At 66.6% G+C, this 1,367-nt stretch carries 1 protein-coding gene; it reads left to right on the top strand.

Translation table 11 applies throughout. The annotated features are described in order from the left end of the window. Positions 1-175: 175 nt before the first annotated feature. On the top strand, positions 176-1,367 hold a 1,192-nt coding region (locus EB084_25585; GenBank protein NDD31637.1), incomplete at its 3' end, for a hypothetical protein.

Here is a 1,367-nt window from a genome sequence, read left to right on the forward strand (position 1 = left end):
TGGCTGTACGTCGAGATCGAGCGACTCTACCACAGTGCGCCCGTCGAACTGTCGGAAGAGGCCGCGCGAGCAGATGGCTGACCGACTGTCTGCATTCCGTTAACGTACGGTTCACATGGCGTCAACAGTGCCCGGGTAGTGTCGAGGTGCGAGGAGACTCTGTCAGGAGTCACCCGTGCCCCATGCTGGTCCCCGCTATCGTCCACGCGTCGCCCACCAGACCCCGCTGTACGAGCTTGCGCTCGATCACGCGGAGCGGTTCGAGCACGTGTACGACGAGCGGTATGCCTCCCAGTACGGCCCCTGGCGTCCGCGCGTGGGCAAGACGCTCATGCAGTACCTCGACTGCGGCGTGCCGTCCAACGGGATGCTGCGCGTGGCCTGCACGACCGACGGCTGTCGGTACAGCTTCTTCGTGCCCTTCAGCTGCAAGAGAGCGATATGCCCGTCTTGTGCGCAGCGAAGGAGCCTCGAGTTCTCCGAGTTCGTGAACGCTGCGGTGCTGGAGCCGGTGGCATACCGTCACGTCGTATTCACCATTCCGAAGATGCTGCGAAGCGCCTTCCTGCGAGATGGGAAGATGCTTCGAGAGTTGGGCCGGTGCGCCTGGAAGGTCCTGCGGCACGGCCTCGCGACGGCCGCAGGCGACGCCATGGCCGTGCCCGGTGCTCTTCTGTCGCGCGCGACGGCAGGAGATCTGATGAACCCGCACCCGCACCTGCACGCGATCGTGTCGTGCGGCGCCTGGTCAGATGGGGGCCGCGGCGAGAGCTTCCTGCCCTGGCCTCCTCACCTGACGGGAGGCAGGCTCGAGGCATTGTTCCAACGGGAGGTGCTCCGCATGATGGTGAAGCGGGAGCGCCTGGCACCGGAGACGGCGCAGCGCCTGATGGGGTGGAACCCGACCGGCTTCAGCGTCTGGGTGGGCGACCCCATCGAGCCGGAACAGACGCTGTCCCGGCTGCGGCTCGCTCGTTACATCACGAAGGGCCCCGTCGCGTTGGAGCGCATGGAGTACGACAACCAGAACTGCCTCGTCCACTACCGCTCCTTTGCCCAGGGGCGCTCCCGGACTGCGACCGCTCTGGACTTTCTGGCCGACCTCTCGGTGCACGTTCCCGACCGCGGGCAACACGGAGTCTCCTACTTCGGTCGGCACAGCAGCCGGTCGCGCGGCGAGAGGCGCAAAGCACAACTGGCCCCAACCGACTCGAGCCTCACCACAAGAATGCAGCCCCCTCCTCCCCCGTCGAGGAAAGCCTTTCGCATCGTCTGGGCGCGGTTGTTGCAGAAGGTCTGGCGGGTGGACGTCCTGCGGTGCCCTCGCTGCGGGGGTCGGGCCCGCGTGACCGCGGCCGTCGTCAACC

The sequence above is a fragment of the Pseudomonadota bacterium genome, assembly GCA_010028905.1.
GTDB lineage: Bacteria > Vulcanimicrobiota > Xenobia > RGZZ01 > RGZZ01 > RGZZ01.